Genomic DNA, 23,851 nt, shown 5'->3' on the forward strand with positions numbered 1-23,851 from the left:
TATAATAGATTCATAGTATGAAAATTGAACCCCTCGTCCATACTGTTTGTAAATCAGGTTGGAGAGGGGTTTTACGCAATGGGACGGTTTACGATTTCTGCACTTATATTTATGATAATTCTATTGATTATGCCGATTCAACTATTTAATGGAGAGACCGGGACAGGCAGTGCCCAGTCTGAGATAAAGGTGATTCCGGATGAGGCGATTCGCCTGCGGATTTTGGCCAACAGCGACAAGCCGGATGATCAGGAGCTTAAACGGAAGGTTCGTGACGAGGTGAATGCTGTCATCACTGAGTGGGTTGAAGATATAACCGATATCAATGAAGCCAGAAAATTAATAGAAGAAAAGATTCCGACAATACGCGATATCGCGGCAGATGCCCTGGAAGAGGAAAATAAAGAGCAGTCCTTGGAGGTTAAATATGGCGAAAACATCACGTTTCCCGCCAAGTTATACGGTTCATATATGTATCCGCCGGGTGAATACGAGGCGGTGCTGATTACATTGGGTGAAGGCAAGGGTGCCAATTGGTGGTGTGTGCTCTTTCCACCGCTTTGCTTTCTAGATTTCTCAAACGGGACCAGTGTTGCTGAAGCGGAAGAGGCTGAAGCAGATGAAGAAGCACAGGATGAAAAAGACGAAAAAGAAAAGGCTGAGGTCAAATTTTTCCTCTTTGAATGGTTTAGTTAGGTCATAGACTTTCTAGTTTTTGCATAGTCTACTAGAAAGATGTGAAGAAAAGACATCATGGCCTTATACTGGAAAACTTAAAATCATAGAGGTGAGAAAAATGGAACTGATTGCAGCGAATCGTGCTATAAGTGAAAAACTCGAAACATTTTTGGAAAACAACAAAGATGTTAAACGGGATCTGTTGCTGGAAAAGGGTTATGTGGTCGAGTTTAATGGAACGATTGAAGGTTGTTTTGTCATAGATTCGGTTGATGAAGATATTTACTGGCTAAAACAGCTGTACGTGACCAAAAGCGCAGCAACATCATTGCCTGTTTTACTGGAGTCAATTCTGGCATTGGCTAAAGAAAAGCAGGCAAGGCAATTATTTGTCCACAGCCACCAGCCGATGGTCGACGTACTGCTTGAAGCACTGCAGTTTTCTCCGCAAAAAGAAAATGCGTTTGTGGCAAATCATCCGGATAATAAAGGAAATTGGTGGACTTATAACGTTTCATAGTTACTTATCCCGTTGAATGGTATTTCAGTTATTAACACTTATGCACAATCACTTGTGGGTAACTTGTTTAAAAAAGCTGGATAACCCTATTTATTATACACACTTCATGTGGAAAAGATGTTGACGCTGGGGATAAATAATTATCAGAATTTGCCACCATGACACCGCTTGCCGTAGTATGGCTTTTTTCAAAAGGTAAGCAAATACCTGTTTTCATGTTATGGTTTAAGTCATCTCCTTTAGTCTGTGGATAGCCTGTGGAAAAGTTCCGCCAGGCTTATTTTTTTGCATCAAAAAAGCTGTTCAGCTAGAATAAAAATGCATTCTGTGGGGCGTTGTTTTTCCCTGCTGAATGCTCGTAACAATCGGACATATACGGACAGCCATCCTTTGTTTTGCAGGGGGAATCACTGTCCATAACGGCTATATGATAGAAATGAGGGAATGAGCGATGCTGACAAAACGATGGAATATTCATCAAGAAAACCCTGACTATCAGGCAATCCGGGAGGCGGCTGAACTGCTGAGGGATGGCCGGACGGTTGCTTTTCCGACTGAAACAGTGTACGGCCTGGGAGCTGACGCGACAAACGAGGCAGCCGTCTCAGGGATTTTCAGGGCAAAAGGGCGTCCTGAAGATAACCCGTTGATTGCCCATGTTGCCACAAAAGAACAATTGCGAAGTTTGGTCAGCACTTTGCCTTCCGTAGCTGAGAAGCTGCTGGATCAATTTACACCGGGGCCACTGACGGTTGTTCTTCCGAGTAATGGTGTATGTGCCGGCAATGTCACGTCAGGGTTATCCACAATTGGCGTGCGTATACCGGAACACCCGGTTGCACGCGAACTGCTGAAAGCATGTGATATCCCTGTAGCCGCCCCGAGCGCCAATATTTCCGGAAAACCAAGCCCGACCACTGCTGATCACGTCTGGGAAGATTTAAATGGCAAAATTTCCGGGCTTGTGGATGGCGGATCAACTGGTGTTGGCGTTGAATCAACGGTTGTCGATTGTACACAGGATGTCCCGATCGTTTTAAGACCTGGCGGCATCACAAAAGAGCAGCTTAAAGCGGCGGTCGGTTCTGTGATGGTTGATCCGGCTCTGGCTAATACAGAGGAAAGCCCGAAAGCACCGGGGATGAAATATACACATTACGCCCCTGAGGTACCAATGTGGCTGGTGGCGGGAACACCAGAGGATCTACAGGCCATCATTGACAGGGAACAGGACGGACAGAAGCGTATCGGTGCTATGGTCAGTACAGCAACGGCAGATAAACTGCAGGCAGATCGGGTGATTCAGCTCGGTTCGGACTTGCGGGAAATTGCGGCAAGCCTGTACGATGCACTGCGTATTTTCAAAAATGGTGATGTGGATCTGATTGTGTGTGAGACATTTCCACAAACAGATATCGGTCAGGCTATTATGAACCGGCTAAAAAAAGCAGCCACTTCATATGTGGATAAGTAAATCGCGATCGATGCTGCAACAAAAGAGTTTTACAGTGTAAGGCGTTTTCGTCTAAATCAGCGAAGTATTTTTCCGGAGCGGTGGCTAATCCTTGTCCCAACATTATACCAAGTTTTTAATGTTCAATATTTATTTTGTTCCAACCTCTGTGTAAGCTGACTGACTGCATATTTTCCCTTGGAAAGACATATAGTTTAGTAGCATGTCCGAGGGGGATTGTGAATGTCGGTTCATCAACTAGGGGAAATTGTATCACTCATATTTATGGCAATTGCATTGGGGATGGACGCATTCTCTGTTAGTCTTGGCATGGGAATGCAGCAAATCCGGCTTAAACGCATTGCCAGTGTCGGGGCCGTTATCGGGTTATTTCATATCATTATGCCATTTATCGGAATTCTATTGGGACAAGCAATCTCTACGCAAATCGGACAATACGCAACACTGACAGGCGGATTGCTGCTAGTAGGCATTGGGGCACAAATGGTTTTTTCCGCATTTAACCATGAGGCGAAACGTCTGGCTCAGCCAGTCGGAGTCGGGCTGTTTTTTTTCGCGCTGAGTGTCAGCCTCGACAGTTTTTCAGTCGGGCTCAGTCTCGGACTGTCGGAAGCAAAGGCCGCCATTGCTTTGTTGTTGTTTGGAACTGTCAGTATGCTGCTCACATGGGCTGGCATGATTTTAGGAAGAAAAATGCATGGTCTGCTCGGTGTTTACAGCGAAATATTGGGCGGTAGCATTCTTTGCGGGTTTGGCTTGAATATATTATTTGGATAGGCAGCAGTACCAGGCCGGGATGAGCCTCTGCTCTCCCAGGGATCTTCGCATCTTTCTTTCGCTAATTTAGATGAAACCGCCTTATACTGCAAAAATCCGAACAATCATTCAAACCTTTTAGTTGGTTCGAATCGTTGTTCAGATTTTTAGTATATGAAACTTTGTGTCCCACCCTCTGATTCCAGTCAGCCGACCGGTTCAACTGTAACTATCGAACATCATCAACGGATTTCACCACTGTGTGAGCGATTGGCTTCCACTTAACGTCCTTGAACAGGGCTGTAATGGCAATTGGAATATAGGTTAGCATAAAGAATGGAAAAGTGATGGTATAACCGATTTTTTTCCACCAGGAACAATGGACTTTTCTCCACTCCGTCAAGGTTGTCATAACACCAAGTATAAACAGGATCGAATAAATCCAGCTGATGCACTGTAATAAGGCCATAAAGGAAGCCTGAATAGCCTTTCCGTCTATTATTTCAAAGACACCAGCGAGAACAAAGGATCCATTGACTATAATACTAAGAAATGAAAAAAGCGCAGCCGGCAAAATTGTCATGGCCATATCGTAGCAGGAAAAACTGTTTCGCTTTCCCTTGAAAATACCTCTGAATAAACGCCTGCCATAACTGCCAAATACCTGGTAAAATCCCTTTGCCCAGCGTAACCTCTGATTCCAGGATTGTTTAAAAGTGACAGGCTGCTCGTCATAGAATATGGCTTTATTGCAGTATCCGATCTTTTCGCCTTTAATAATCTGTGAAACGGAAAACTCGATGTCTTCTGTCAGTAAATGATGAATCCAGCCGCCATTTTCTTTAATCAAATCGGCATGTACCAGAAATCCTGTTCCGGATATTGCACAACTGGTGTTAAGGAACATTCTTGGAAGGTTTAGATATTCAGCTTCATGTAAAAACCAGAGCGCATAGCCTGAAGTAATCCAATTCTGGCCAAAGTTTTTAGAGTTTCTGTAACTGGTGACTACCCTGTATCCTTGATTAAAAGTCTGGTTCATCCTTGTTATATAATTTTCATCAAGCAAATTGTCAGCATCAAAGACGAAATATCCTGCATAATTTCGGGATGAATATTCTTTCTTGATCGTTTTAAACATATAATCGAGGGCGTATCCTTTTCCAACCAACGTCTTATTGAAGCGCTCCCGGACAATAGCCCCTGCCTGTTCTGCTACCTGGAATGTATTATCTGTACAATTGTCTGCTACTACGAAAATATCAATCAGATCTTCGGGATAGTTCTGTTGCTTTATACTTTTTATCAGTTGTCCAATGACGAGTTCTTCATTTCGGGCAGCTATGATGACTGCGTATTTGTTGAGAGGCCCCTTATTGAGCCCGGGTCCCGATTTATAGGCCTTTTTGGCTTTAATTGTGACAAACATGTACACGATCTGATAGGCATACATCACTGTAAATAATATAAACATAATCGTGTTGAAATTATAAATAAAAGATGTAATTGAATCCAAGCTGATACCTCCACGATGATAAATCAACGCCATTTACTTTTTGCAAATTTTGGTAATGCTTTGTAAAACTTTCGAATTATTTCAAATTAATTAACATAAAAGTGACGAGCTTACGGTGTCTATTTCCGTGTTCCTAGCAATTTAAACATAATTTTTAATGTAAATGGGCAAATTTACAAACACTTAAATATAATGTTATAAACTTAAATCTAGCTTAATAGAGTTCAAACAGCAGAAATGAATTTTTTCTGACAATGCAAAAATTCTATGGTATAGTTTGGATAGATGTCACATACATTGTTCCCGCCCAAGAATAGGCAAGAATTTCCTGTTTCACTACACAGGGGTATCGGAGGTTCAACCCAATGAAGATATTGTTCGTTTGTACTGGAAATACATGCCGAAGCCCGATGGCAGAGGCGCTGTTAAAATATAAAGTGCCCGAAGCTGATGTGCAGTCGGCAGGGATTTTTGCTGTAAACCACCAGCGTCCCAACGACCATGCTGTGGAAGCATTGAACCATCAAGGAGTAACCCTTGATACAACGTCCCAGCCCGTCACCAAAGAATTGTTGGATTGGGCGGATCTGGTGTTGACGATGACAACCCAGCATAAGCAGTCACTCATTCTCGAGTTTCCTGATTTCCAGGAAAAATATTTTACGTTAAAAGAATATGTTTCGCATGCTGACAGGCAGATCTGGAATGAGTTGACACAACGGTATGCTGATTATGAAGAAAAGCGTTCCCAGTTCATCCAGCAAAATCAGCACAAGATGGATCAGTATACACTCCACCAGAAACTTAAGAACAATCTGCAGAATGATTGGGAAAAGATCCAAAAACTTGAGGCCAGTCTGATTAATTATGATATTTCGGACCCGTTTGGCGGAAGCGTGGAAATATATAAACAGACACTGGAAGAGCTGAAAAAACATATAAACGAATTGTCTAGAAAACTGTATGACAAGTGATGGCAATATGTTAAGCTAGTAAAAATTCTTGACGTTTTTGAACGGGGGAGGTGCAGACGATGAAAGTATTGATAACAGGTGACCATGCAGGCATGACAATTCGGAATGAAGTGATAAAGTTGCTTGATGAATTGAATATTGAATATGAGGATGCAGGATGCTCCTGCGAGCACTCGGTCGATTATCCCGACTATGCGCTCCCGGCAGCAGAGCAGGTTGCCAGCGGGGAATTTGATCGTGGTATTTTTATTTGCGGAACAGGCATTGGCATGTCGATTTCAGCGAACAAGGTGAGGGGCATCCGCTGTGCGCTGGTAAGTGATGTCTATAGTGCTGAATTGACACGCCGGCACAATGATTCCAACGTATTGGCGTTGGGTGAGAGGGTTATCGGTCCGGGACTCGCCCGTGAAATCGCCAGGACGTGGCTGGAAACCGAATTTGACGGCGGCCGGCATGCGGACCGGATTGAAAAAGTGACAGCGTATGAAACACATCAATCAAAGCAAGAGGCAGGTGAGCTGTGATGAGTTTCAAAGGGCAGGTCAGACAGAATATTGAAGCTTTGTCCAATGAGTGGCGGAGAAGCGGCCACTTAAATGAGGGCGACGTATTTGTCGTCGGCTGTTCAACCAGCGAAGTGGCCGGGGAACGGATTGGCACATCCGGGAGCGAAGATATCGCATCTATTCTGTTTGAAGAGCTGGAGACGCTGCGATCGGAGGCCGGTGTGTTGATTGCGTTTCAGTGCTGCGAACATCTGAACCGCGCGCTTGTTGTGGAGAGAGAAACAATGCAGCGCCTGGGTCTTGATCAAGTTTCGGTAATTCCGGTTCCGCGTGCAGGCGGAGCGATGGCGTCATTTGCCTATAAAACGATGAAAAATCCGGTGGTTGTCGAGGCTATCAAAGCAGATTGCGGCATAGATATTGGCGAAACAATGATTGGCATGCATCTGAAGCCGGTCGCCGTGCCGCTCAGGTTTGACCAGCGGATGATCGGAAATGCCCGCACCACTGCAGCACGCTCCCGACCAAAACTGATCGGCGGAAAGCGTGCAGTGTATGATCGTGAAACGGCCGGTATAAATGGCGACTGAGCGATTTTCACTGTTCAGGCAGCGATAATTGATGAATATCGCGGAGATCAGGTTGACATCTCAGAAAATCTGGTTGAGCATATAAAATTCTACACCGTTAAACAAGGAGGAATTAACAAGTGGACCATCTAAAGCAAACAGATCATGAAGTGTTTGAAGCAATCCAGGATGAAAAAACACGCCAGCAGGACAAAATTGAACTGATTGCATCTGAAAATTTTGTATCCGAAGCAGTCATGGAAGCAATGGGCTCTGTGATGACGAATAAATATGCGGAAGGCTACCCGAGTAAGCGCTATTATGGGGGCTGTGAACACGTGGACGTCGTGGAAAATCTGGCACGCGACCGGGCAAAGGAACTGTTCGGTGCAGATCATGCGAATGTTCAGCCGCATTCCGGTGCTCAGGCAAATATGGCCGTGTACTTTTCCGTATTGAATCCTGGAGATACCATTCTCGGCATGAATTTGAACCATGGCGGCCATTTGACCCATGGCAGTCCGGTGAATTTCAGCGGGAAACTGTATAACGTTGTGGATTACGGTGTTGATGATGAAACGGAGAAACTGGATTATGATGCTGTGCTCGAACGGGCTAAGGAAGAACAGCCGAAATTAATCATCGCCGGTGCGAGTGCCTATTCCCGTGAAATTGACTTTTCCAAATTCCGGGAAATCGCTGATGAAGTTGGGGCTTATCTGCTGGTTGACATGGCCCATATTGCTGGGCTTGTTGCAGCTGGACTCCACCAAAATCCTGTCGAACATGCTGATTTCGTAACGACAACAACGCATAAAACCTTGCGCGGACCACGCGGGGGCATGATTTTATGCAAAGAAGAGCATGCAAAACTCATCGATAAAAACGTGTTTCCAAGAATGCAGGGCGGCCCGCTAATGCACGTGATTGCTGCCAAAGCCGTTTCGTTTAAGGAAGCGTTGACTGACGACTTTAAAACTTATGCGAAACAGATCATCCAAAATGCAAAAGCGTTAAGTGATGCCCTGACGAACGAAGGCCTCCGTGTTGTTTCAGGCGGAACAGACAATCATTTGCTGCTGCTTGATGTGACGCCATTGAATTTGACCGGAAAAGTTGCTGAAAACGTCCTGGATAATATCGGCATTACTGCTAACAAGAATACCATTCCATTTGACCAAGAGAGCCCGTTTGTCACGAGCGGTATGCGCATGGGTACGGCGGCCGTGACAACTCGCGGTTTTAAAGAGCCGGAAATGAAAGAAATTGCATCAATCATTGCATTGGTTTTGAAAAATCATGAAGATGAAAACGTATTGCGTGAAGCAGAAGAGCGTGTCCAGACGCTGACCGGTAATTTTGCAATATATGCATAGTCAAAAAGGATGCCCCTTGGTGGGGTGTCCTTTTTTCGCTGGGCGAGAGCGGCTCATTTCGCGCGGAAAGTTGTTGAAATCGCGCATCACCAGCGGAAAATCGCGCGGCAATGTCATGATTTCGCGCGAGGCCTATAAAAATCGCGCGACTCCGACCCGAATTCGCGCAATGTCTGCATAATCGTGCAACAGCGTATGAATTCACATAGGCGGTAAGTAGTTCTGGTAAACAACAATAACCGTGATTTTTGGCCGCTGCTAAAAATCTTCATTTTAATAATCAGTCCCAACGCCACTTGAAAGCTCGTCCATTTTTCAGTACAATTTTAAAGATGCCACTAATGACAAGGAGTGATCGGTAAAAATGGGAAAAGTACACGTGCTGGATCATCCATTAATTCAACACAAGCTGACATACATACGTGATAAACATACCGGAACAAAGGAATTCCGTGAGCTTGTTGACGAAGTTGCGATGCTGATGGCATTTGAAATCACACGCAATCTGCCATTGCAGGAAAAGACAATCGAAACACCGGTAATGGAGTCACAAACCCAAGTGCTTGCCGGTAAAAAAATCGGACTGATCCCGATTCTCCGGGCGGGACTTGGTATGGTTGACGGTATGCTGAAGCTGATTCCGGCAGCCCGTGTCGGACATGTGGGTCTTTATCGGGATCCGGAAACGTTCAAGCCGCATGAATATTACATTAAACTGCCTTCTGATATCGAAGAGCGCGAATTGATCGTCATCGATCCGATGCTGGCTACAGGCGGTTCGGCCAATGATGCGATTCATTCTTTGAAAAAACGCGGGGCAAAGCAGATTCGTCTGATGTGCCTTGTTGCGGCACCAGAAGGCGTTGAAGTTATTCAAAATGAACACCCTGACGTTGATATTTTCCTTGCCGCGCTCGATGAAAAATTAAATGATCACGGTTATATAATACCGGGACTCGGTGACGCCGGCGATCGGCTGTATGGAACTAAATAATGGGTGGAGTCGAAGCAAGATGGACAGGCCAATCAAGGTGATGGCAATTTTTGGAACAAGGCCAGAAGCCATCAAAATGGCTCCGCTCGTTCTGGAATTAAAAAAACGTCCTAAAAACTTTGAACCGATTGTAACGGTCACGGCACAGCATCGTGAAATGCTTGATCAGGTGCTGGCCATTTTCGGTATCACCCCTGACTTTGATTTGAATATCATGAAAAAGAAACAATCACTTGCCCAAATCACAACGCGCGCACTTGAAGGTCTTGATGAAGTCATGAAAGAAACAGCGCCTGATATGGTGCTGGTGCATGGTGATACAACGACAACATTTGCCGCGTCGCTAGCGGCTTACTACAACCAGATTGCAGTGGGACATGTTGAAGCAGGCTTGCGGACATGGGACAAGTATTCGCCTTATCCGGAAGAAGTGAACCGGCAGCTGACAGGTGTCATGGCTGATATGCATTTTGCTCCGACAGACAAGTCCAGGAAGAATCTTCTGGACGAAAATAAACCGTCTGACCGCATTGTTGTGACCGGGAATACGGCGATCGACGCGTTGAAAACAACGGTTGATGACGCATATACAAGTCCGGTGCTCGATGAAATCGTTGATCGGCGGCTTGTGCTTGTGACCGCCCACCGCCGCGAGAATCTGGGAAGCAACATGGAGCAAATGTTTAGGGCCATCAAGCGACTTGTTGATAAACATGGCGATGTTCAGGTTATTTACCCGGTCCATCTGAATCCGATTGTTCAAGAGACAGCGACCGGCATTTTAGGTGACGATGACCGTATTACGCTGATTGAACCGCTTGATGTAATTGATTTTCATAATTTCGCTGCGAAGTCCCATTTAATTATGACGGATTCCGGCGGTGTGCAGGAAGAAGCGCCGTCATTAGGTGTGCCTGTCCTTGTCCTGCGTAATACGACTGAGCGTCCGGAAGGCATTGAGGCAGGAACACTGAAGCTGGCCGGTACTGATGAGGATAATATTTTTAATCTGGCTGATGAATTATTAAGCGATGATGCTGCCCATGAAGTCATGGCAAAAGCATCCAATCCGTATGGCGATGGTGAAGCGTCAGGCAAAATAGCCGATGCGATTATGACGTATTTTAATAACTGAGTTATAAGGATCAGGATCCGGCAGCGGCCGGATCCTTTCTGTTTGAATGGAAAGTGGTAACTTCATCCCGAGAGCAGAAACTTCAGCTCGAGAGCAAGAACTTCATCCCGAGAGCAGAAACTTCAGCTCGAGAGCAGGAACTTCAGCCCGAGCACAGGGAACTTCGGCTCGAGAGCAGGAACTTCAGCTCGAGCGCAGAAACTTCATCCCGAGCGCAGAAACTTCAGCTCGAGAGCAAGAACATCAGCCCGAAAACAGAAACTTCTCCCGTGCGTCCTCTTCCTGAGGCAAATCTCTTCACATGTATGTTTACCCTCTCTTTTCCAAATGCTAGGTATATACTTATTCAAAAAGGAGTACCCGCCATGTATCGTGTCTTGATTAGCATCATTGCTCTTATTATGCTCACAGCCGTGCCTGCAGCTGCTGAATCCGGAGGCAATAAGACAGAAAAAGAAGCCGTCATCATTGAAGTAGACGGTAATCCGAGCGAGCATAAGTCATACTTTAACACCTATCATCCCTATATCGAAGTGGTACATACATATGACACGCTGTTCAATGGTCTGGCACTGAAAGCGAAACCGGATCGATTTGAGCAGATCGAGTCACTTGAGTTTATAAAAGCGGTGCACCCTGTTGCTGAATATGAAACGCAGAGTGAACAGGTTGAACCTTTGAATCAAAATGAAAACAGTGTTATTCCGGCTGCCCTTAATGATACATCCTACACGGGAAAGGGGGTTCAGGTTGCTGTGATCGATACAGGAATCGACTACGAGCATCCTGATCTCGCTGAAAATTACGCCGGCGGGTATGATCTGGTCGACCTAGACGATGATCCGATGGAAACCACCGCTGAAGAGGGATTGCCAACACAGCATGGAACCCATGTGGCGGGTATTATTGCTGCTGATGGCAAATTGCAGGGAGTTGCGCCTGATGCGGATATTTACGCCTACCGTGCGCTTGGGCCCGGCGGAAGGGGGACCTCAGTCCAGGTGATTGCTGCTTTGGAGCAGGCGGTTGATGACGGGGCGGATGTCATCAATCTTTCGTTAGGAAACAGTGTCAATGGACCGGATTTTCCGACAAGTGCTGCCGTAAACCGGGCACAGGACCTAGGTGTGCCGGTTGTGATCGCTAACGGCAATAATGGTCCAGAGAACTGGACGATTGGTTCCCCGGCAACAGCAGCCGACGCGCTTTCTGTTGGTGCTACATCCAATCCGCAAACTGTTCCATATCTGTTTGATTCGCTGAGCAACAAGAAAATCCCGCTGACAGAAATGGATGGGTCGAAACCATGGGATCTTGGTAAAAGCTATGACATGGCTGTTTTTAAGGGACAAAATGTTCAGGGGAAAATTGCGCTCATGAAACGCGGTAAAACGCCTTTTTCCGAGCTGGCCAAACAGGCAGAGGAAGCCGGCGCGGTCGCTGCAGTCATTTATAATAATGAAAAAGGGCTTTTCCGGGGGAGGATTTCCAATAATAAAAAGTCGATTAATATCCCTATTGCATCGATTTCAAAGCAGGCTGGTGAATGGCTCATGCAAAACACTCAAAACAAAAACCTGTACATGGAAACGAAAGAGGCAACAACGAAACAGACGATTGCCGATTTCAGCTCACGCGGCCCGGTTACCGTAAACTGGGACTTGAAGCCCGGAGTGAGCGCACCGGGAACCAATATTTTAAGTACAGTCCCGGGAGGTTACCAGGAACTGCAGGGAACGAGCATGGCAGCACCGCATGTAACAGGTGCGATGGCACTTCTGATGGAGGCGCATCCGAATTGGTCGGTCAAACAACTGACTGGTGCTTTGAAAACAACAGCCAAACGCATCAGGAATAAACAGGGTGAACCGTTCGCGCCAATTATTCAGGGGGCAGGTGAAATTCAGCCAGAAAAGGCAATTAATACAAAGACCATTATCGATAAGTCGCTCCTGTCATTCGGCAAGGTCACTGACAATAACAAAACGAAAACGCAACATGTGACCATCGAGAATCAATCAGATCAGAAGCAGACCTATACATTTTCCATCCCGGAAAAACAGAAAGGTATGACATGGAGACTGCCGCAAAGCTTTACACTGGAAAAAGGGGAAACCAAGAAGCTCCAGGTCGAATTGGACGTTAACAGCAGACAGATTGAGGAAGGACTCCACCAGGGCTGGCTGACATTAAACGGTGAAAATCAGAAGTTTCATCTGCCATATCTGTTCATCAATAAAACAGCGGATTATCCGAGAGCAATGGGCTTCCAGTTCTCACTGAAGCCATTTTCCGATGACATGTACACTTATCAGTTTTACCTTTCTGAAAAGGCGGAAAGTGTTGCTGTCACACTCTACAATCCGGACACACTGATGTATGAGCGGACTTTGCTGAGGCGTGATGATGTGAAGGTTGGCCTAAATGAAGGACAGCTTGAACAGTCAGAACTGGGCGAGCCAGGCCAATATCTGGCTGTCATCAATGTGAAACTCAATGATGGCAGGATGGCTGGTTATCAGACTAAAATTTTTATACCAAGGTCACAATCGCCAGGCTGACTCTCGACAATTTTGTTCACATAATGTTCATAGAAACGGTCTGAGTCTTCCTATATAATATGAAGAAGAAGGTGAAAAATCGCTGCAAAAATGGCTTATCCGGAGCCTGTAAAACTGGCAGCAGATGGTATTCCTTTTCATCAATATACTAATTGACAATGGGGTATGGCTAATGTAAACTAGCGTAGTGGGAATGGTAAGGGGTGCAGTGGGTGTTACAGATACCCGTGCAGACAATACCTTACATAGATTATAGGATGTATATTCCGCATTAGCTGTGATTTACCTCACTTCTGTTACAAAGGCTCATTCCCGCTACGTGAGCTGATACAGGGGACACTTATCATGCTCGGAATTTTTGGGAGAAGAGTCAAATCATGTCGTATTATGGAATGACGATTAACAGGCAACGCAAGTGGATGTTCTACTTTCTCGCCGCATTTGTGCTGGGGGCAGGTTTTACCCCTTACCCGCGTATTTTCCTGGGGCTTCTTTTAGGCGGTGTTGCAAGTTTTTACAACTTATGGCTGCTGCAGCGTAAAATAGAAGCGTTTGCAGAGTCGGCTCAAAAGAACAAACGGGCAACAGGGATCGGAACGCTTTCCAGGATGGCATCAGCCGTTTTGGCTGTCATTATTGCATTTCGTTATCCGGAATATTTCGACATGATTTTTGTTATAGTTGGATTAATGACATCCTATCTGGTCATTGTGATAGATTTTTTTATGTCTAAATCTGAAGAATAATGCTTGGAGAGGGGTGAAGCAAAGTGGATCATGAAGCACCAATTGTACATGATGTGTTCGGGATTTCATGGCTTGATTTTAACTTATCCAACGTACTGATGATAGCTATTGCATCATTTATCGTATTTGTCCTGTGTGTTCTTGGCACGAGAAAGCTTCAAATGAAGCCGTCGGGTGCACAGAATTTCATGGAGTGGGTCCTTGATTTTGTAAAAGGCATCATCAGTGACACGATGGATTGGAAAACCGGGAAAGTATTTCTGCCGTTTGCCCTGACACTTATCACTTATATTTTGGTGAGTAACCTACTCGGTGTCATGACATTGGGCGTCGTCGGGCATGATTTGTGGTGGAAATCACCGACATCCGATGCCGGACTTACCTTGACATTAGCGGCAATGGTTATCGTGATGAGCCATTTTTATGGCATTAAGTCGCGCGGGGTAAAAGAATATGGAAAAGATTATTTACGACCGTTCCCATTATTTTTCCCAATCAAAGTCATTGAGGAATTTTCAAACACCCTGACACTGGGGCTTCGTTTGTTTGGGAACATTTATGCCGGCGAGGTTCTGTTGACTCTGTTGGCCGGTTTGACATCATCAAGTATCTTAGGATTCTTTGGCGGGGCAATACCGATGTTGGCATGGCAAGGGTTCAGCCTGTTTATCGGCACAATCCAGGCATTTATTTTCACTATGTTGTCAATGGTTTATATCTCGCACAAAGTCTCAAGTGATCACTAGGTTTTATAACTATTGTTAAGTAACCCGTTTCGGCAGCTGACTGCTGAAACAGGAAATTACTAAAAAACTAATATAATATTTTTGAGGAGGATTTATATTATGTCAGCTCTAGCAGCAGCAATTGCAGTAGGTTTGGCGGCATTAGGTGCCGGTGTAGGTAACGGTTTGATCGTTAGTCGTACGGTTGAAGGGATCGCCCGTCAGCCAGAATTGAGAGGTCAGCTTCAGACAACCATGTTCATCGGTGTCGGTCTGGTTGAGGCAATGCCGATCATCGCGGTTGTTATCGCATTAATCGTCATGTAACTGTATGGAATAAAAATGTGTGTTCAAGAAAGAGGATAAAGACGACCGGGAAGAGATTCGAATTGTCATTTTTACCGGAATTTTTTGAACAACATCTAAAAACAATAATGGCGGAGATCATCTTTACAAAGACCCTTCGCCGTTGTTTGTACTTCAGGCCTAAACAATCGAAAGCTCGATATGTAACGTGAAAGGAGTGAATTCTGTGCAGGCATTCACCGGGTTAACAATTAACGCTGCAATCGGCGGACTTCAGGTTGGCGACATGCTGACTCAGCTGTTCTTCTTTATTGTCTTAATACTATTGGTTCGTAAATTTGCATGGGGCCCGCTAATGGGCGTTATGCAACAACGTGAAGAATATGTGACAGGCGAAATTGAAGCTGCTGAAAAAAGCCGTGCCGAAGCTGAAAAAGCGCGTGAGGAAGCAGCTGAACAATTGAAACAGACCAAACAGGAAGCGCAGCAGATTATTGAAGATGCTAAAAGCGCCGGCGCGAAGCAGGAGCAGGACATTATTGAATCCGCACGTCTCGAGGCAGACCGCATCAAAGAATCAGCGCAGGAAGAAATCGAAAATGAAAAAGAAAAAGCGATACAGACACTTCAGGACAAAGTCGCTTCTCTATCTGTACTAATTGCCAGCAAAGTGATTGAAAAGGAAATCAGTGCACAGGATCAGGAAGAGCTGATTAATCAATACATTAAAGAGGCAGGAGAAAGCAATGAGTGAAGTAGTTGCCAGCCGTTATGCCGAAGCTCTTTTTCAGATTGGCAATGAAAAAGGTACTCTGGAGCAATTGGCCAGCGAATTGGATGTCCTGAAATCGATTTTTGTTGAAAACGAAAAGCTTGTGCCATTCCTGGAACATCCGCGTGTTGATAATGAAACGAAAAAACAATTCATTAACGATGTATTTCAAGGGTTTTCAGATGATGTTCTGAACACGCTGTACCTTTTGACTGAGCGGCACCGAATTGGAATCGTGCCGGCTGTGACTGACCATTTTACCCAGATGGTAAACGATGTAAAAGGAATTGCAGAAGCTAAAGTTTATACTGTTCGCGAATTGTCGGAAAGCGAGAAAGAACAGCTTGAAAACACGTTTGCGAAACGTTTTGATAAACAGGCCGTTAAACTTGAGACCATTGTGGATCCGTCAATCATCGGCGGCCTTAAACTAAGGATCGGCAACACCATTTACGATGGTACGATAAGTGGCAAATTAAAACGGATTGAACGGCGTATTGTAACAGCAGACTAATGAAGATAGGGGTGAAATGGTATGAGCATTAAGGCTGAAGAAATCAGTTCGCTGATAAAACAGCAAATCGAGAATTTTGACTCAGGATTAGAAGTCTCAGATGTCGGCACCGTTATTGAAGTCGGTGATGGTATCGCGCGTGCACATGGACTTGATAACGCCATGGCCGGTGAGCTTCTTGAATTCTCCAACGGTGTTATGGGTATGGCCCAGAACCTTGAAGAGGGAAACGTCGGTATTGTCATTTTGGGCGAATTTACAGACATTCATGAAGGCGATGAAGTTCGCCGTACAGGAAGAGTTATGCAAGTACCTGTAGGGGAGGAACTGCTCGGACGTGTTGTTAACCCACTGGGCCAGGCGATTGACGGCAAGGGTGCGATTGAAACGACTAAAAACCGTCCGATTGAATCACCTGCTCCTTCCATTATGGATCGTCAGGAAGTTAACGAACCATTGCAGACAGGCATCAAAGCAATTGACGCTCTTGTCCCGATTGGACGTGGTCAGCGTGAGTTAATCATCGGTGACCGTCAAACCGGTAAAACGACAATTGCCGTTGATACGATTTTGAACCAAAAAGACCAGGATATGATTTGTATTTATGTTGCCATTGGGCAGAAGGAATCAACAGTAAGAAGCACAGTTGAAACGTTCCGCCGCTATGGCGCATTGGATAATACAATTGTTGTATCTGCTGGTGCATCAGAACCTGCACCACTCTTGTACCTGGCTCCATATGCAGGTGTATCGATGGGTGAAGAGTTCATGCACAACGGTAAGCACGTGCTTGTAGTATATGATGACTTAACCAAGCAGGCAGCAGCATATCGTGAACTTTCCTTGCTGCTTCGTCGCCCGCCAGGCCGTGAAGCATTCCCGGGGGATGTTTTCTATCTCCACTCACGTCTGCTGGAACGTGCAGCAAAGCTTAATGATTCGAAAGGTGGCGGCTCACTGACAGCACTGCCGTTCGTTGAAACCCAGGCAGGCGATATCGGTGCCTATATCCCGACCAACGTTATTTCCATCACGGACGGACAAATCTTCCTCCAGTCTGATTTGTTCTTCTCAGGTGTGCGTCCGGCGATTAACGCAGGTCTTTCCGTATCACGTGTTGGTGGCTCGGCACAGCTGAAAGCGATGAAGAAAGTTGCCGGTACATTGCGTCTTGACCTGGCATCGTTCCGTGAACTGGAATCATTCGCACAATTCGGTTCAGACCTTGATAAATCGACAAAAGCAAAACTTGACCGTGGTGCTCGGACAGTGGAAATTCTGAAACAAGGATTGCATAAACCGCTGGCTGTTGAAAAACAGGTCATGATTATTTATGCCCTGACAAAAGGATATCTTGATGATGTTCCGGTTGAAGATATTACCCGGTTTGAGTCAGAAATGCATACATGGCTTGATGAAAACCGCAAAGAACTGCTTTCAACCATCCGTGAAACTGGCAAACTTGCTGAAGCAGAAGATATGAATGAAGCAGTTGAAGCGTTCAAGAAAACTTTCTTACCAAGTGACCAATAAATGATCAGGCAATAGAGCGTGTTCAAAAAGGAAGCTAAAAAGGACCGAGAAGTTCGAGGCGGCGTAGTTTCGAGTAGCGTAATGTATGCTTTTAGATACATGAGCAACGGAGAATCAAGCCAATGAAGAAATTCGACGTGTCTTTTTTACCGGACTTTTTTGAACAACCACAATAAAAGAGTTTGGATTAAGGGCTTTGGCTTAAGTCTGCCTGGCTCTGTCATCTAACCTCCAACCTCTGTAAAGGAAGGGTGGTGAAATGCTTGGCATCACTTAGAGATATTCAAAAACGGATCGATTCGACATCCAAGACAAAACAGATTACGAAGGCAATGGAGATGGTCTCGGCTTCTAAAATGAGCAAAGCTGAGGAAAACGCCAAATCATTCGTTCCTTACAGCGAAAAGATTCAGGAAGTTGTCGCCCATATTGCAAATAGCAACATGGATACTGCACACCCGATGCTTGAACAGCGCGAGGTTAAAAAGTCCGGCTACTTTGTGATCACCTCTGATCGCGGATTGGCAGGTGCCTATAACAGCGGCGTTCTAAAAAAGGTTTATGAAACCATTCAGAAAAGGCATCAATCCACAGATGAATATACGATCATCGTTGTGGGACGTGTTGGCTATGAATTTTTCCAAAAACGTGGTATGCCGGTATCCAAAAGTATTCTGGGAATGGCGGACCAGCCGAATTTTAATGATATCAAAGAGCTTGCTTCTGAAACAGTTCAAATGTTTGCAGATGAGGAAATTGATGAACTGACCATGTATTACAATCATTATAAGAGTGCCATTTCACAGATAGTGACGGCAAAGCAGTTATTGCCGCTGACCGACATCGAAGAAATGGCAGGCTCTTCAAGCACCAGTCAGTATGAATATGAGCCGGATCAGGAGCAGATTCTCAAAGTGCTTTTACCCCAGTATGCTGAAAGTTTACTATATGGCGCATTGCTTGACGGCAAAGCGAGTGAGCATGCAGCACGGATGACTGCGATGCGCAATGCGACTGATAATGCTAACGACCTTATCGACGACTTGACTTTATCATATAACCGTGCGCGCCAGGCAGCAATCACACAGGAGATTAATGAAATCATCGGCGGTGTAGCAGCACTTGAATAGCTCTTAGAGGAGTTCGATAGTAGGATAGGAGGGAAATCAATGAGCAAAGGACACATTACACAAGTCATGGGACCTGTTGTCGACGTTAAATTTGACGAAGGCCAGCTCCCTGATATTAATAATGCATTAGTTGTCCGCCCCGAAGAAGATGATATCGACATCGATCTGACACTCGAAGTTGCGCTTCATCTTGGGGATAATGCAGTTCGTACGATTGCGATGGACTCTACAGATGGTCTGAAACGTAACATGACAATTGAAGATACAGGCGCGGCGATCTCAGTGCCTGTCGGTGAAGCCACTCTTGGCCGTGTCTTCAACGTCCTTGGTGACAACATTGACCTTGATGAACCGGTACCGGCAGACACTCGACGGGATCCGATCCACCGTCAGCCGCCGGAATTTGAAAATCTGACGACCGACACGGAAATTCTGGAAACAGGCATCAAAGTTGTTGACCTTCTTGCACCATATACAAAAGGTGGAAAAATCGGTCTGTTCGGGGGTGCCGGAGTTGGTAAAACCGTACTCATTCAGGAACTGATTAACAACGTTGCCCAGGAGCACGGCGGTATTTCCGTATTCGCCGGTGTCGGAGAACGTACACGTGAAGGTAACGACCTGTATTATGAAATGAAAGACTCAGGTGTTATTTCTAAAACAGCCATGGTGTTCGGTCAGATGAACGAACCGCCGGGTGCTCGTATGCGTGTAGCCTTGACAGGTTTGACGATGGCAGAATACTTCCGTGATGAAGAAGGACAGGACGTTCTGTTATTTATCGATAATATTTTCCGTTTCACTCAGGCCGGTATGGAAGTATCAGCGTTGCTCGGCCGTATGCCATCTGCTGTTGGTTATCAGCCGACACTTGCAACTGAAATGGGACAACTGCAGGAACGTATTACCACCACAGATAAAGGATCTGTTACATCAATCCAGGCTATTTACGTCCCTGCCGATGACTACACGGACCCTGCGCCGGCGACCACATTCGCACACTTGGACGCAACAACCAACCTTGACCGTGGATTATCTGAGCAAGGTATTTATCCAGCAGTGGACCCGCTGGCATCAACATCTCGTGCTCTTGACCCAGAGATCGTCGGTGAAGATCACTACGATGTGGCTCGTGAAGTTCAGCAAACACTTCAGAAATATAAAGAATTGCAGGATATTATCGCCATTCTTGGTATGGATGAGCTATCAGATGAGGATAAATTGACGGTTTCCCGTGCACGCCGTATTCAATTTTTCCTATCTCAGAACTTCCACGTTGCTGAACAGTTCACCGGACAACCGGGATCATATGTACCTGTAAGTGAAACAGTTAAAGGCTTCCGGGAAATCCTGGACGGTAAACACGACGATCTGCCGGAGGATGCATTCCGTCTGGTGGGACGTATTGAAGAAGTTGTTGAAAAAGGAAAAGATATGGAATAATCATGCAGACGTAATACTGGGTGAAAGTAGCTTCAGTTTCAATGAGATGAACCTGAAATTGTACCGGTACATGTTCAAAAGACAGTTAACGTGTTATTTCATCGCACTTTTTGAGCAGCCGCTGCGGTCTCATCCAGTTTTTACCTGTATCAAGGAGGGGTTGCATTGAAAACACTGACTGTGAGTGTTGTTACTCCTGATGGTCCAGTATTGGAAGACAGTTTTGATATGGTCAGCTGTAAAGCCGAAAATGGCGAACTTGGTATTTTGCCGGGCCATATTCCGATGGTTGCGCCATTAACAATCAGTTCGGTACGGTTAAAGCTCGAAAATGATACCAAAAATCTGGCTGTTAGTGGTGGCTTTTTGGAAGTGCGTCCGGATGAAGTGACGATCCTGGCTCAGACTGCTGAGAAGCCTGCTGACATTGATGTTGAACGGGCTCAGGAAGCAAAACAGCGTGCTGAGCGCCGCCTCCAATCCAAGCAGGACGATATTGACTTCCAACGGGCAGAATTAGCACTCAACCGCGCAATGAATCGATTGGATATTGCACGGTAAACATACCCAATCAACGGGGACGTTTTTCCAGCTGATTATCAGTTAAACGAATGGGACATTTACTGGTGTTTAGCCGCCACACTTTGGTGTGTTAGGCACTTTGTCGATGCGGGGTAAGCAGAAATCTCTTGTAACAGCTTGTTATAAGAGATTTTTTGTGTTTGAACTCTGGGAGATGGTAACGAAACTTGCAAATGCTGGATTATGTATCTGCCGATAATCGGTAATATCAGCAGATGGCCAGGAATATCAGCAGTTAACCACCATTATCAGCAGAAAAAAATCAATTTTCAGCAGAACCGCCGCCGGTAGAGACTTTGAACCATTTGTATTCGTCTGGTAATGCGTCAATATTTCTGTCGATATTTCCCGGGAAATAATAAAAACTGTCGATAAGTAGAAAAGGCGTTAGGAAGGGCTTCCTAATTTGACAAACGCCCTGATACATGGCAAAGTAACAATTGATAAAAGACAAGTAATCGATTTGATAACAGATAAAGGTGTGGAAGTATGTTTTCTTCAATAGGTATAACCGCAATCATTAGTATGATATCGCATTTGATTTTCATTTATATCACATGGCGGGTTATCACAACAATCAATTTTGATCCGCTGATCCGAAAAGGCCGCGAAACAGAAGCCAGAGTGCTGATTATGTTTATTGCGATCGTTATCGGCACAGGTGTGAGCAGATTTTTCCTTGAATTTATCCAATGGTCACAGGATTTGCTGTACCTATTCTGATTAAGGATGCAGTTGAGTTATTCTATAAAACTATTATTCTAACCGTATGCTTAAGCTCCCCCTTGTTCATACTGATTATATAGCAGAACAAGGGGGAGAATTTTTATGCGTAAAATGGTACTCATAACAGGTATTTTTATATTGATGATCGTAAACACAACGGCTTTTGCCAACGATGGTGATGAAATGACCGATCTGGCATCCTTGGTAATTGGCAGTGATTTATCCGTTGATAGTTGGCAGGTGACCATCAAAGAAAAAATGAACGAAAATGCCATTGACAGCATCCTGAAAAAACTGAAGCACAAAAATAGTTATAAGGTCTCTAGTACCGAAGATGAAAACACAGTAAAATATTTTTTTAAGCGCGTACAGAAACAGGAAGGCTTTTTCGAAAGTTATAGTGTTGTCATTCCTAAAAACCCAAAATACGAAGCAGAACTGATTGCCGTGTTAAAAGGGGATAGATGGAGTAACAAAACTGCTGTTAACTACGCTGATCGTTTAGAAGACATACATACGACATATTTCACAAAAAGGTCGACAAAATTTGCTTGTCTAACCACTACAGTTGGTGGTAATATAAGTAGTGACTATTTTTTTGATCGACTAAAAGATACCCTGCAGCTGTCGAATGTTCGGGAACAAACCGACAATGTGGAAGAATCGGCGGTTAAAAATATCATGTACGGGTATACACCACTATGGGAGCAAACGATTCAGATGGAGCAACCCATGAATCTGCAGATAGTGGTTCAAAACGCAGCGCAGAACAGCAAACGTTTGACGATAGGCACACCTATCCTAATAAATGAATATTAATATAGTGAAATTGGATTATAAGGGGAATAGAATATGGAAAAAATCATCGTAAAAGGCGGAGAACGACTCAGCGGCTCCGTGAGGGTTGAAGGAGCCAAAAATGCAGTGCTGCCGGTCATAACCGCCAGCATACTGGCCAGCGAAGGAAAAAGCACCATCAAAGATGTTCCCGTCCTGGCCGATGTGTATACGATTAATGAAGTACTGCGAAACATGAATGCGAATGTACATTTTGAAAATAATACTGTTTACGTTGATGCGGCTAATCAATTACTGACTGAAGCTCCCTTTGAATATGTGCGAAAAATGCGTGCCTCCGTATTGGTTCTAGGACCTTTATTGGCACGCTATGGGCATGCAAAAGTAGCTATGCCTGGAGGGTGTGCTATCGGATCACGGCCGATTGATTTGCATTTGAAAGGTTTTGAAGCAATGGGTGCGCACGTACACGTTGGTAATGGCTACGTGGAAGTGGAAGCTGCCGGACGTCTGCAGGGGGCCAAAATTTATTTGGATATGCCAAGTGTAGGCGCAACCGAGAATATTATGATGGCAGCAGCACTCGCGGAAGGCAAAACCGTAATTGAAAATTGTGCAAAAGAACCTGAAATTGTAGACCTGGCCAACTTCCTTAATAAAATGGGAGCCAAAGTAGTCGGTGCAGGCACGGAAACAATCCGTATCGAAGGTGTTGAAGAACTTAATGGCGCAGAACATGTGATTATTCCGGATCGTGTAGAAGCCGGCACATTTATGGTTGCGGGCGCCATTACCGGCGGGGATATTCTGATTGAAAATGTAGAGAGTGAACATTTGCGTTCCGTTATATCCAAGCTGGAAGAAATGGGTGTGACATTTTTGGAACAGGGCGATGGCATCCGTGTCATTGGTCCTGATAAACTACATTCAACCGATATTAAAACATTGCCGCATCCAGGATTTCCGACAGACATGCAATCGCAAATGATGGCTCTGATGCTGAACGCATACGGCACAAGCGTTATTACGGAAACGGTGTTTGAGAACCGCTTTATGCACGTGGAGGAATTCCGTCGCATGAATGCTAAAATGAAAATCGAAGGCCGCAGTGTGATCATTGAAGGCCCTGCCGATCTGCAAGGAGCTGAAGTGGCAGCAACAGATTTGCGTGCGGCAGCAGCGCTGATTCTGGCAGGTTTGGTTGCTGACGGCTATACCCGTGTAACAGAATTGAAGCATCTTGACCGTGGCTATGTTAATTTTGCCGACAAATTGGCCGGGTTAGGAGCCAACATTGAGCGAGTGGATGAAAACGGAAATGCCGTTAACCCATTTATGCAAACTGATATTTATTCTGAAGAAGTTGCAATTGAAATCGAAAGCTAAACTTATAATTGAATTAATAATTGATATCGCAAAAACAGATGGCGCAACCATCTGTTTTTTCGCGTGCCGTTTTCAATAATAGTATAGTGTACCTCATTTATGAACCAACATTGAGGCTGGAGCTGCTT

General features: G+C 45.0%; 24 protein-coding genes. 23 read left to right on the forward strand and 1 reads right to left on the reverse strand.

Translation table 11 applies throughout. From position 1 onward, the window contains the following. Positions 1-78 precede the first annotated feature (78 nt). The 4 genes from spoIIR (at position 79) to ON01_RS13390 (ending at position 3,449) form a co-directional block, all read left to right on the forward strand. Positions 79-696: a stage II sporulation protein R gene (gene spoIIR, locus ON01_RS13375; RefSeq protein WP_010531569.1), complete on the forward strand. Its 618-nt coding sequence runs from the start codon at positions 79-81 to the stop codon at positions 694-696. Positions 697-796: 100 nt separating this feature from the next. Beyond that, a complete protein-coding gene (locus ON01_RS13380; RefSeq protein ID WP_010531570.1) occupies positions 797-1,198 on the forward strand; it encodes a GNAT family N-acetyltransferase in 402 nt (133 codons plus the stop codon). A gap of 451 nt (positions 1,199-1,649) precedes the next feature. Further along, the gene (locus ON01_RS13385) at positions 1,650-2,672 is read left to right on the forward strand and encodes an L-threonylcarbamoyladenylate synthase (RefSeq protein WP_010531571.1); all 1,023 of its coding nucleotides are present in this window, start codon (positions 1,650-1,652) and stop codon (positions 2,670-2,672) included. A 222-nt stretch (positions 2,673-2,894) separates the two neighbouring features. Further along, positions 2,895-3,449 carry a manganese efflux pump MntP gene (locus ON01_RS13390; protein WP_010531572.1) on the forward strand — a complete coding sequence of 185 codons (555 nt, stop codon included), beginning with the start codon at positions 2,895-2,897 and terminating at the stop codon, positions 3,447-3,449. Positions 3,450-3,657: 208 nt separating this feature from the next. On the opposite strand, the gene ON01_RS13395 is transcribed toward ON01_RS13390, so the two are convergent. Continuing rightward, complete coding sequence (locus ON01_RS13395; protein ID WP_010531573.1) at positions 3,658-4,944, reverse strand: glycosyltransferase family 2 protein; 1,287 nt, start codon at positions 4,942-4,944, stop codon at positions 3,658-3,660. Between the two features lie 365 nt (positions 4,945-5,309). Here ON01_RS13395 and ON01_RS13400 point away from each other — a divergent pair, with 365 nt between their 5' ends. The 19 genes from ON01_RS13400 to murA all read left to right on the forward strand — a co-directional run bounded on the left by ON01_RS13400 (position 5,310) and on the right by murA (position 23,723). Further along, positions 5,310-5,918 carry a low molecular weight protein arginine phosphatase gene (locus ON01_RS13400; protein ID WP_010531574.1) on the forward strand — a complete coding sequence of 203 codons (609 nt, stop codon included), beginning with the start codon at positions 5,310-5,312 and terminating at the stop codon, positions 5,916-5,918. A gap of 59 nt (positions 5,919-5,977) precedes the next feature. Beyond that, a complete protein-coding gene (rpiB, locus tag ON01_RS13405; RefSeq protein WP_010531575.1) occupies positions 5,978-6,445 on the forward strand; it encodes a ribose 5-phosphate isomerase B in 468 nt (155 codons plus the stop codon). Next, positions 6,445-7,017, forward strand: coding sequence for a TIGR01440 family protein (locus ON01_RS13410; RefSeq protein WP_010531576.1), 573 nt, complete (start codon positions 6,445-6,447; stop codon positions 7,015-7,017). Before rpiB ends, ON01_RS13410 begins: the two co-directional genes overlap by 1 nt. 119 nt (positions 7,018-7,136) lie before the next feature. Beyond that, positions 7,137-8,372 carry a serine hydroxymethyltransferase gene (locus ON01_RS13415; RefSeq protein ID WP_010531577.1) on the forward strand — a complete coding sequence of 412 codons (1,236 nt, stop codon included), beginning with the start codon at positions 7,137-7,139 and terminating at the stop codon, positions 8,370-8,372. Positions 8,373-8,736: 364 nt separating this feature from the next. Continuing rightward, on the forward strand, positions 8,737-9,366 hold the full coding sequence (gene upp / locus ON01_RS13420; protein WP_010531578.1) for a uracil phosphoribosyltransferase: 630 nt from the start codon (positions 8,737-8,739) through the stop codon (positions 9,364-9,366). Positions 9,367-9,385: 19 nt separating this feature from the next. After that, positions 9,386-10,501 (forward strand): non-hydrolyzing UDP-N-acetylglucosamine 2-epimerase, encoded by a 1,116-nt coding sequence (wecB, locus tag ON01_RS13425; RefSeq protein ID WP_010531579.1) that lies wholly within the window; start codon positions 9,386-9,388, stop codon positions 10,499-10,501. Between the two features lie 365 nt (positions 10,502-10,866). After that, positions 10,867-13,062, forward strand: a complete 2,196-nt coding sequence (locus ON01_RS13430; protein WP_010531580.1) for a S8 family serine peptidase — start codon at positions 10,867-10,869, stop codon at positions 13,060-13,062. Between the two features lie 377 nt (positions 13,063-13,439). Further along, a complete protein-coding gene (locus ON01_RS13435) occupies positions 13,440-13,808 on the forward strand; it encodes an ATP synthase subunit I (RefSeq protein ID WP_010531581.1) in 369 nt (122 codons plus the stop codon). A 23-nt stretch (positions 13,809-13,831) separates the two neighbouring features. Beyond that, a complete protein-coding gene (atpB, locus tag ON01_RS13440; RefSeq protein ID WP_010531582.1) occupies positions 13,832-14,554 on the forward strand; it encodes a F0F1 ATP synthase subunit A in 723 nt (240 codons plus the stop codon). Positions 14,555-14,653: 99 nt separating this feature from the next. After that, the gene (gene atpE, locus ON01_RS13445; protein WP_010531583.1) at positions 14,654-14,860 is read left to right on the forward strand and encodes a F0F1 ATP synthase subunit C; all 207 of its coding nucleotides are present in this window, start codon (positions 14,654-14,656) and stop codon (positions 14,858-14,860) included. A gap of 205 nt (positions 14,861-15,065) precedes the next feature. Continuing rightward, the gene (gene atpF, locus ON01_RS13450; RefSeq protein ID WP_010531584.1) at positions 15,066-15,593 is read left to right on the forward strand and encodes a F0F1 ATP synthase subunit B; all 528 of its coding nucleotides are present in this window, start codon (positions 15,066-15,068) and stop codon (positions 15,591-15,593) included. Further along, entirely contained in the window at positions 15,586-16,125 is a 540-nt protein-coding gene (locus ON01_RS13455; RefSeq protein WP_010531585.1) for a F0F1 ATP synthase subunit delta, read from the forward strand. The genes atpF and ON01_RS13455 overlap by 8 nt, the downstream gene beginning before the upstream one ends. Before the next feature lie 21 nt (positions 16,126-16,146). Beyond that, positions 16,147-17,658: a F0F1 ATP synthase subunit alpha gene (gene atpA, locus ON01_RS13460; protein ID WP_010531586.1), complete on the forward strand. Its 1,512-nt coding sequence runs from the start codon at positions 16,147-16,149 to the stop codon at positions 17,656-17,658. Between the two features lie 263 nt (positions 17,659-17,921). After that, the gene (gene atpG / locus ON01_RS13465) at positions 17,922-18,788 is read left to right on the forward strand and encodes an ATP synthase F1 subunit gamma (protein ID WP_010531587.1); all 867 of its coding nucleotides are present in this window, start codon (positions 17,922-17,924) and stop codon (positions 18,786-18,788) included. 39 nt (positions 18,789-18,827) lie between these two features. Beyond that, positions 18,828-20,231: a F0F1 ATP synthase subunit beta gene (atpD, locus tag ON01_RS13470; protein ID WP_010531588.1), complete on the forward strand. Its 1,404-nt coding sequence runs from the start codon at positions 18,828-18,830 to the stop codon at positions 20,229-20,231. A 165-nt stretch (positions 20,232-20,396) separates the two neighbouring features. Next, complete coding sequence (locus tag ON01_RS13480) at positions 20,397-20,792, forward strand: F0F1 ATP synthase subunit epsilon (RefSeq protein WP_010531589.1); 396 nt, start codon at positions 20,397-20,399, stop codon at positions 20,790-20,792. 510 nt (positions 20,793-21,302) lie between these two features. Next, positions 21,303-21,536, forward strand: coding sequence for a DUF1146 family protein (locus ON01_RS13485; RefSeq protein WP_010531590.1), 234 nt, complete (start codon positions 21,303-21,305; stop codon positions 21,534-21,536). A gap of 105 nt (positions 21,537-21,641) precedes the next feature. Beyond that, positions 21,642-22,358: a YwmB family TATA-box binding protein gene (locus ON01_RS13490; RefSeq protein WP_010531591.1), complete on the forward strand. Its 717-nt coding sequence runs from the start codon at positions 21,642-21,644 to the stop codon at positions 22,356-22,358. Positions 22,359-22,391: 33 nt separating this feature from the next. After that, positions 22,392-23,723, forward strand: coding sequence for a UDP-N-acetylglucosamine 1-carboxyvinyltransferase (gene murA, locus ON01_RS13495; protein ID WP_010531592.1), 1,332 nt, complete (start codon positions 22,392-22,394; stop codon positions 23,721-23,723). Positions 23,724-23,851 lie beyond the last annotated feature (128 nt).

Origin of the sequence: Lentibacillus jeotgali, assembly GCF_000224785.1 — a bacterium.
Classification (GTDB): Bacteria; Bacillota; Bacilli; order Bacillales; family Amphibacillaceae; genus Lentibacillus; species Lentibacillus jeotgali.

Excerpts from the sequence above, each read along its gene's own strand:
- spoIIR (WP_010531569.1), top strand. The coding sequence starts at position 79 with ATGGGACGGTTTACGATTTCTGCACTTATATTTATGATAATTCTATTG.
- ON01_RS13380 (WP_010531570.1), top strand. The coding sequence starts at position 797 with ATGGAACTGATTGCAGCGAATCGTGCTATAAGTGAAAAACTCGAAACA.
- ON01_RS13385 (WP_010531571.1), top strand. The coding sequence starts at position 1,650 with ATGCTGACAAAACGATGGAATATTCATCAAGAAAACCCTGACTATCAG.
- ON01_RS13390 (WP_010531572.1), top strand. The coding sequence starts at position 2,895 with ATGTCGGTTCATCAACTAGGGGAAATTGTATCACTCATATTTATGGCA.
- ON01_RS13400 (WP_010531574.1), top strand. The coding sequence starts at position 5,310 with ATGAAGATATTGTTCGTTTGTACTGGAAATACATGCCGAAGCCCGATG.
- rpiB (WP_010531575.1), top strand. The coding sequence starts at position 5,978 with ATGAAAGTATTGATAACAGGTGACCATGCAGGCATGACAATTCGGAAT.
- ON01_RS13410 (WP_010531576.1), top strand. The coding sequence starts at position 6,445 with ATGAGTTTCAAAGGGCAGGTCAGACAGAATATTGAAGCTTTGTCCAAT.
- upp (WP_010531578.1), top strand. The coding sequence starts at position 8,737 with ATGGGAAAAGTACACGTGCTGGATCATCCATTAATTCAACACAAGCTG.
- wecB (WP_010531579.1), top strand. The coding sequence starts at position 9,386 with ATGGACAGGCCAATCAAGGTGATGGCAATTTTTGGAACAAGGCCAGAA.
- ON01_RS13430 (WP_010531580.1), top strand. The coding sequence starts at position 10,867 with ATGTATCGTGTCTTGATTAGCATCATTGCTCTTATTATGCTCACAGCC.
- ON01_RS13435 (WP_010531581.1), top strand. The coding sequence starts at position 13,440 with ATGTCGTATTATGGAATGACGATTAACAGGCAACGCAAGTGGATGTTC.
- atpE (WP_010531583.1), top strand. The coding sequence starts at position 14,654 with ATGTCAGCTCTAGCAGCAGCAATTGCAGTAGGTTTGGCGGCATTAGGT.
- ON01_RS13455 (WP_010531585.1), top strand. The coding sequence starts at position 15,586 with ATGAGTGAAGTAGTTGCCAGCCGTTATGCCGAAGCTCTTTTTCAGATT.
- atpA (WP_010531586.1), top strand. The coding sequence starts at position 16,147 with ATGAGCATTAAGGCTGAAGAAATCAGTTCGCTGATAAAACAGCAAATC.
- atpD (WP_010531588.1), top strand. The coding sequence starts at position 18,828 with ATGAGCAAAGGACACATTACACAAGTCATGGGACCTGTTGTCGACGTT.
- ON01_RS13485 (WP_010531590.1), top strand. The coding sequence starts at position 21,303 with ATGTTTTCTTCAATAGGTATAACCGCAATCATTAGTATGATATCGCAT.
- ON01_RS13490 (WP_010531591.1), top strand. The coding sequence starts at position 21,642 with ATGCGTAAAATGGTACTCATAACAGGTATTTTTATATTGATGATCGTA.
- murA (WP_010531592.1), top strand. The coding sequence starts at position 22,392 with ATGGAAAAAATCATCGTAAAAGGCGGAGAACGACTCAGCGGCTCCGTG.